This window comes from Ectothiorhodospira lacustris, from assembly GCF_022227785.1.
In the GTDB taxonomy this organism is placed as follows: Bacteria; Pseudomonadota; Gammaproteobacteria; order Ectothiorhodospirales; family Ectothiorhodospiraceae; genus Ectothiorhodospira; species Ectothiorhodospira lacustris.
The window spans coordinates 1-7,012 of record NZ_JAJNQM010000117.1 but is presented as its reverse complement, the minus strand read 5'-3'; the positions used below and the strand labels follow the sequence as shown (position 1 = coordinate 7,012).

Below are 7,012 nucleotides of genomic sequence, written 5' to 3'. Positions count from 1 at the left end.
ATTGTTCAGAACGTGGGTGCCGACGGCACCACGGACTTTACCTTTACCGTCCATCGCAATGATTTCGAAAAGGCCCTGGGCATTGTCCGTTCCCGTGCCGAGGCCTTGGGTGCCCGCCAAGTCAATGGTGACGATAAAATCGTCAAGATCTCCATTGTGGGTGTCGGTATGCGTTCTCACGCTGGTATCGCCAGCAAGATGTTCGAGGCCCTGGCCGCCGAGGGCATCAACATCCGCATGATCTCCACTTCCGAGATCAAGATCTCAGTGGTGGTGGATGAGAAGTACCTGGAACTGGGTGTGCGTGCCCTGCATGATGCCTTCGAATTGGAGCGCGCCCAGCCCGGCAAGTGATCAGACGCCCGCAAGTGAGTGCAGGTGGCCTGACGGGCGGACCTGGATTGGGTCCGCCCATGGTGGTAAAGAACCGGCGTCAAGTCGGTTGTATACCGGACCGCAGAGTCCGGGACTATAAAACACAAGGTGATTGAATCCAGTTTGGAGAAAGGAATATGCTTATTTTAACTCGCAGGGTTGGTGAAACCCTCATGATCGGAGACGAAGTGACCGTCACGGTCTTGGGCGTCAAGGGAAATCAGGTGCGTGTGGGTATCAACGCACCGAAGGATGTTGCCGTGCATCGTGAAGAGATCTACGAGCGCATCCAGCGCGAGCAGGAGACCGAAGGGAACGCCTGATTTTTGTCTTTAAGGACTTTACGTAAGCCCATCATTTGGGTAATATATTGGCTTGCCGTCGATGTTATGGATGCGTGACGGCAAGCTAAGCTGGATCGGCAAGTCAAGCAATGTTCCGGAGAGATGGCCGAGTGGTCGAAGGCGCTCCCCTGCTAAGGGAGTATGGGTCAAAAGCCCATCGAGGGTTCGAATCCCTCTCTCTCCGCCATATGATATGCAAAAGCCCCTGATTCAAGGGGCTTTTTGCTTTTTAAAGATCCCCTGACCCACGCTTAAACCCATGCCTATGAATTGGTCTTTGTGGGCCAGATTGGGTGGCGCGGGACAATCCCCCCCCATTGTTCTTAATCATTGGCAGCCCTGCTGTGCTTCACCGAGGACGGTCGCCTGAAGCCCGATAACAACCTCGGCGGCCATGGCCTTTGCGCAGAAGTGGCTCGACCTGTTTCGCAGTCGGCCCAGGATCCCTTGGATCAATGTGGCATAGCGAACAGTTGAAGCCATGAAAGAGCGCACATCTTATTTGGGTGGCTCGATGTCGTCCTGGGCGCTTTAAGGTATATCGATTTATTTGTATTTATAAAATTCTTTAATAAACAATAATTTATTTAAGTTATTTGAAGTATTTTCTTTTTAGAGTAAAAAATAACTTTAAAAACAATATGATGAAATAAAAAGGCACTACTCCAGGCGCCTGGTGCCACGTGGAACAATTGATGGGTGACCACCGCCGGTTTTCCGCGCTCGTGTCCTCATGCGGCTTTGTTGGAAAATACGGCTCTGGCAACCCGTATGCCTCGTACTCTCTGTTTCCTTTGCCGTAAAGCCAGTTTACACAGTGTTTCAGGTGTCCCGATCACGGGGCCGAAGGTCTTGAGCATGTTTGCTGACTGATTAACGAAGGCTTCAGTCTCCATACCCATTTGCAACAGCAGGCGGGGCGTCTTTTCCGGGATTCTGCCGCGTTTCATCGGGTGGAGACAGCGTCCCAGGATATCAACCAGTTCCAGATAATCTGCGAAGGCAAAAGGAATGGCAGTCTCAAAACGCGCAGCCGGGCTGAAGGGCATCAAGGGTGCTGGCTGAAGCGATTTAAGATGCCGTTCCGAGCGCAGTCTGTTTGTCTCGGCGGTATGATCGGCGCGACTGCTGCTGCGTGCGGCGGGGAGGGGGGTGAGCTGGGGCTGGGATTTCGCAGTATCACCGCCTGAATTTCTTTGGGGAGCCAGCTCCCTGGTAACGTTCCGGATACGCCGGGCTATGCCGGTGAACTCACAGCTCTGGAGATCTTGCGCGACCCTGGCGCGAACGGGGTTTAGATCGACATAGGCCATGGCGGCCAGTAGGGCCTGTTCGTCCAGCAGTGCCTGACTTTTAAAACGGCCCTCCCAGAAACGTCCTTTCACGCCATCTTCCTGGTTGGCCTGACGCGCAATGGACTCATTGAGAACCCGCATGAACCAGGAAAGGTCGTGCAGTCTGGCACGATACAGTTCCGCGCATTCTTCTACCTGAGCCATTTCTGCGGCTGACAGTTGTTCCGGGCCGCCGGCAAGGTAACGCTGAACGGAAGAGGGGCCGTTGAACAACTGCGTCCATCGTTTCAGCGTCTCATCTACCCCCCAGTCCAGGCCTCGCCCTGCATCGACACGCAGCACGATGTGGTAGTGATTGGACATGACTGCGTAGGCTGCAATATCGATGGCGAAGATGCCGGACAGTGCCAGCATGCGTTCCTCGATCCATCCTCGGCGATGCCCGTAGTTCATGCCGGTGAGTTGATCGCGGCCGCACAGAAAGGCGCGCCTCACGCAGCGACTGACTACGTGATACCAGGGCGTTTCAGAGAGCGAGATCAGTTCATGTCGGGGTTGAGCCATGAAGGCATCTTACCGCTTTTAGGCTCAGACTTCAATAAAGTGGGTGTCCAATTAAAAATTAAAAAAAATAAAAAACCCCGCCAAATCCATTTGGCAGGGCGTATGTCGCACGGCCGGGCCAATCCCTGGAATCATCCATGAGCCTGAGTGTTCATCCTTGAGTGCCGATACTTGGCGACGGACTTAAAATCCCATACCTATAGGAGGGATACAACCTCTTGGTATAAAAAATGCGAAGTGGTTCATATTTTTCTTTTGCCTCTGAGAGGCCGCTGGCGTACAGAGCTTTTGGAGGAGACAGCTATGGCTGTCCAACCCAATCCATCACCGTGGAAGGAGAAGGCGTCGAAGGACGTGGAGGCCCTGCAGGGGGCGGTGAAACGCCTGGCTGCGCGGATCCGGGCACACCCGGAGAAGGCCCGCCTGGACGAGGTGATCACCCGCTGGCTCAAGCGTCACCTCAGACGGCTGGGTGCCGAGGCGGAGCAGGCGCTGGAACAGATCAACAGTTTGGTGGAGGACCATGCGATGCTGGCGGAAAATCTTCAGACGTGGGCGGAAAAGGAGCGGCAGAAGGGACGGCAGGAGGGCGAGGAGATCGGCCTGCAGAAGGGTCGGCAAAAGGGCCGGCGCTTAGCGGCCATCAACCTGCTCAAGCTGGGTTTGCTGACCGACGAGCAGATCGCCCAGACCACCGGTCTGTCCCTGACTGAGGTGAGTGTTCTGCGCTCGGATCAGTCTCACTAACTTTAAACCGCTGTCCAGATATCGGGGTCCATTTTAGAGCCTGTGACCCGTAGGAGCGGGTCCGTCCGCAAAAATGACACGAAATACCGAACACGTCCTTTTCGCCACTCCCGCGCAAGCGGGAGTCCAGAACTGTCAGCCCGCGACTGGATTCCCGCTTACGCGGGAATGGACGCAGATTCATGGCGCGATTCTAATTTTTGCTGACTGAATTCCCCCTGCGCGGGCATGACCATTCAGCGAGTCCGGTGTGTCAACAGCCCTCGGCCACGGGGCAATCCACTACACACAACGCATAAAGTAAAGCCCCATCACTGTCCATGTGACGGGGCTTTGTGTCGCGCGGCCGGGCCAATCCCTGAAATCATCCGTGAGCCTGAGAGTTCATCCTTGAGCGCCGATACATGGCGACGGGGTCAAGATCCCATAGCTCCAGGAGGGGCACAAGCGTATGGTCTGAAAAATGGGAAATGGTTCATGTTTTCTTTTGTCTCTGCCAAGGGGGGCGAATGCCTTTGGGTGCACACCCGCGGTCGCGACCAAGCCCCCGCAAGGCAAGACCCGGCTTCATGATACTCTGCCCCATACCGAATCTTCAGGAGCTACGCTTTCCCATGGCTGCCCAGCTCAATCTCCCCATCGGAGTGCAGTCCTTTGCCAAGATCCGCACGGGCGGGTTCTACTATGTAGACAAGACCGCACACCTTACCCAACTGATTGAAGATGGAAGCTATTATTTCCTCTCGCGCCCCCGCCGTTTCGGCAAGAGCCTGCTGCTGGACACGCTCAAGGAGTTGTTCGAGGCTAACGAGCCTCTGTTCCGTGGCCTGTACATCCACGACCGCTGGGATTGGCAGACTCGTCATCCGGTCGTCCGGATCAGCTTTGCCGATGGGGTCATGGTAAATCGATCGGCACTGGATACCCGTATCCGGCACCTGCTGCAATTCAACCGGGAACGCCTGGGCATCGAACACAGCGGCGCCCAGGACATCGCCGGCGAATTTTCCGATCTGATCCGCATGGCCCACCATCAACACGGCCAGCGAGTGGTGGTCCTGATCGACGAATACGACAAGCCCATCCTGGACAACATCACCGATGCCGACGTGGCCCGCGAACTGCGGGAAGGGCTGAAAAACCTGTATTCCGTCCTCAAGGACGCCGATCCCCATCTGAAATTCTGCCTGCTCACCGGTGTGTCCAAGTTCAGCAAGGTCAGCCTGTTCTCCGGGCTGAACAACCTCAACGACATCACCCTGGACAAGCCCTTTGCCCCTATCTGCGGCTACACCGACGAGGACATCGATACCGTGTTTGCCCCGGAACTGCCGGGCCTGGACCGGGAACAGATCCGTCAGTGGTACAACGGCTATCGCTGGGGAGATGAAACGACCCAGGCGGTCTATAACCCGTTCGATGTGTTGCTGCTGTTCCAGAAACGGGAGTTCCGGCCCTACTGGTTCGAAAGTGCCACGCCCTCATTTTTAGTCAAGCTCCTGTCGGAGCGGGGCGTATTCACCCCCCGTCTGGACCGTCTGCAGACCAAGGCCAGCCTGCTGGGCCGCTTCGACGTGGACGACATTGCCACCGAAGCCCTCTTGTTCCAGACCGGCTATCTCACCGTGCACAAGGTGGAAGAACCCATCACCGGCTACTGGCTCTACACCCTGGGTTATCCCAATCGCGAGGTGGAGGCCAGTCTGAACGAATCCCTGCTGCCGGCCCTGGGGCTGGAGGCCTCACGAGCGCAGGAGTCCCAGATGCAGGCGCTCATGGCCCTGCGCAACCATGACCTGCCGGCCCTGGAAACCCACTTCAAGGCCCTGTTTGCCGGACTGCCCCACGATTGGTACCGCAACAACCCCATCGCCCAATATGAAGGCCACTACGCCAGCGTGTTCTACAGCCACCTGGCCGCGCTGGGCCTGGCCATCACCGTGGAGGATGCCGGCAACACCGGCCGGGTGGACATGACCGTGGATTTCAATGGCCACATCTACCTGTTCGAGTTCAAGGTGGTGGAGCAGGTCCCGGAGGGCAAGGCGTTGCGGCAGCTCCAGGACAAGGGTTACGCCGACAAATACCGGGGGCAGGGCAAGCCCATTCATCTCATCGGCGTGGAATTCTCCAGGGAGCAGCGGCAGATCATCGCTTTTGATGTGTTGAGCCTGTAAAAGCGATCAATCGCCCTGGGCAAAGCGGACGCGGCGTTCCACGTGATTGATGGCTTCCACAATGAGGCGTGCCCGGGTCGTTGCAGGTGAGGAATTCTTCTGGCCAGCTGTTGTGGCACACTGGCGACCAGGTCTTCACCCAGGACAGCGCATGGTCAACCACCACGACACGGGCTACAAGGAACTGTTCAGCTATCCGGAACTGGTCCGACAGCTGATGGAGGGATTTGCCCCGCCGGAGGTGTCGGCGATGATGGATTTCTCCACCCTGACGGACCACAGCGGGAACTACATCACACCGCTGTTCCGGATGTTGCATTACGTGGCCTGCTTCTACGACCACCTGATCAAGACGAAGGTCACGACAGCCCGCAAGGGGATGCCGCCGATCTTTCCGGTGGTACTGTACAACGGCTCGAAGCGCTGGACGGCGCGGGAGGACATCTACCGAATGGTCCGGCCGGAACCGCCGGTGTTCCTGCGGGTCTATCAGCCGCACCTGCGCTACTATCTGGTGAACGAATCGGCCTTCACCGAGGAAGAACTGGCGGCGCGGGATACACCGCTGAGCGGGATCTTCGAGGTGGAGAAGGCGTCGAAGGACGTGGAGGCCCTGCAGGGAGCGGTGAAACGCCTGGCGGTGCGGATCCGGGCACACCCGGAGAAGGCCCGGTTGGACGAGGTGATCACCCGCTGGCTCAAGCGTCACCTCAGACGGCTGGGTGCCGAGGCGGAGCAGGCACTGGAAGAGATCAACAGTTTGGTGGAGGACCATGCAATGCTGGCGGAAAATCTTCAGACGTGGGCCGAGAAGGAACGGCAGAAGGGGCGGCAGGAGGGACGGCAGGAAGGACGGCAGGAAGGACGGCAGGAGGGCGAGGAGATTGGCCTGCAGAAGGGCCTGCAAGAGGGGCGGCGCCTGGCGGCCATGAACCTGCTCAAGCTGGGTTTGTTGACCGAAGAGCAGATTGCTCAGACCACGGGCCTGTCCCTGACCGAGGTGATTGCCTTGCGCTCGGAGCAGTCTCACTGAAACGGTGCGGGGTTTTCCCTCGTCGTTTTCCCTCTTCTCCCGCAAGGGGTATCCGTCCGGTAGCCCCCGTATAGCCAGCCGTCACTCGGGGCTGGCATGCTCCCCGCACCTCTGGGCCGGCGGTGCCCAGTGATGTTGAGGGTGTAGCGGATCGCCCTGGCGAAGTCCCCCCGGGGAGGCAGGCTGGGTAGGATGCGGTCCAGCAGACGACGCAGGCGCTTAAGGATCGGCACCGTGCGCCGCTGGCGTTCCTGCCGGATCACCTCGGGATCATCGATCCCTTGCCTTCGCAGGCGCGACTCCACCTGGTAGATCGCGGCGATCAGCTTCATGATGAGATGCACGCGGCCGCGCTGCTTGTGTTTGTGGGCGATCTGTTCGAACGGTCGCCGGGCATGGGACCAACTTGCGATAGGAAAGTCCTGGAAAGGAGGAAGAATGACCCAGCGCGCGGCAAGCCCCGCCGTTCAGGGCGGG

The 7,012-nt window shown here is 57.9% G+C and carries 7 protein-coding genes and 1 tRNA gene; 6 read left to right on the top strand and 2 right to left on the bottom strand.

The genetic code is table 11. The annotated features are described in order from the left end of the window. The 3 genes from LQ952_RS15030 to LQ952_RS15020 form a co-directional block, all read left to right on the top strand. Positions 1-354, top strand: a 354-nt coding sequence (locus LQ952_RS15030) for an ACT domain-containing protein (protein ID WP_238623439.1), incomplete at its 5' end; no start/stop codon positions are given. A 158-nt stretch (positions 355-512) separates the two neighbouring features. Further along, entirely contained in the window at positions 513-698 is a 186-nt protein-coding gene (gene csrA, locus LQ952_RS15025) for a carbon storage regulator CsrA (protein ID WP_040405939.1), read from the top strand. A 117-nt stretch (positions 699-815) separates the two neighbouring features. Next, a tRNA-Ser gene (locus tag LQ952_RS15020) sits at positions 816-906 on the top strand. A 544-nt stretch (positions 907-1,450) separates the two neighbouring features. Here the strand turns inward: LQ952_RS15020 and LQ952_RS15015 are convergent. Beyond that, positions 1,451-2,578: a transposase gene (locus LQ952_RS15015; protein WP_238623438.1), complete on the bottom strand. Its 1,128-nt coding sequence runs from the start codon at positions 2,576-2,578 to the stop codon at positions 1,451-1,453. A 303-nt stretch (positions 2,579-2,881) separates the two neighbouring features. On the opposite strand from LQ952_RS15015, the gene LQ952_RS15010 reads away from it, so the two are divergent. The 3 genes from LQ952_RS15010 to LQ952_RS15000 all read left to right on the top strand — a co-directional run bounded on the left by LQ952_RS15010 (position 2,882) and on the right by LQ952_RS15000 (position 6,535). Next, positions 2,882-3,325, top strand: a complete 444-nt coding sequence (locus LQ952_RS15010) for an RpnC/YadD family protein (RefSeq protein WP_238623437.1) — start codon at positions 2,882-2,884, stop codon at positions 3,323-3,325. A gap of 614 nt (positions 3,326-3,939) precedes the next feature. After that, a complete protein-coding gene (locus LQ952_RS15005) occupies positions 3,940-5,502 on the top strand; it encodes an ATP-binding protein (RefSeq protein ID WP_238623436.1) in 1,563 nt (520 codons plus the stop codon). A gap of 151 nt (positions 5,503-5,653) precedes the next feature. Then, positions 5,654-6,535, top strand: coding sequence for an Rpn family recombination-promoting nuclease/putative transposase (locus LQ952_RS15000; protein WP_238623435.1), 882 nt, complete (start codon positions 5,654-5,656; stop codon positions 6,533-6,535). Here LQ952_RS15000 and LQ952_RS14995 read toward each other — a convergent pair. Continuing rightward, a complete protein-coding gene (locus tag LQ952_RS14995; protein WP_347402092.1) occupies positions 6,529-6,948 on the bottom strand; it encodes an IS66 family transposase in 420 nt (139 codons plus the stop codon). The two genes, LQ952_RS15000 and LQ952_RS14995, sit on opposite strands and share 7 nt — an antisense overlap. Between the last annotated feature and the right edge of the window lie 64 nt (positions 6,949-7,012).